Here is a 257-nt window from a genome sequence, read left to right on the forward strand (position 1 = left end):
TTTCTCCCGTCATTTTCTACTCTTATTTGTGCCGTATACCCTTTGATAATACCGGTTTTTTCAAGTCTGTTGATGCGTTCAGCGACTGCTGTTCGCGACAAGCCGATGTTGCGAGAAAGATTAGCAATCGATTCTCGCCCATTGGAGAGTAGATTCGAAAGAATTTTACGATCTAGTTTGTCTAAGCCTTGTAAACTAATGTTGGACATCATGTGTTCTGCCTTTTCTGAATTATTATTGTATTTGTATTTGTATTT

The 257-nt window shown here is 38.1% G+C and carries 1 protein-coding gene; it reads right to left on the reverse strand.

The window, feature by feature from the left end:
* The coding region (locus AB4486_RS22630) for an Lrp/AsnC family transcriptional regulator (RefSeq protein ID WP_372118711.1) at nucleotides 1–212 on the reverse strand (212 nt) is incomplete at its 3' end.
* Nucleotides 213–257: the final 45 nt, after the last annotated feature.

This window comes from Vibrio sp. 10N.222.55.C6, from assembly GCF_041473395.1.
Taxonomy (GTDB): domain Bacteria; phylum Pseudomonadota; class Gammaproteobacteria; order Enterobacterales; family Vibrionaceae; genus Vibrio; species Vibrio crassostreae_C.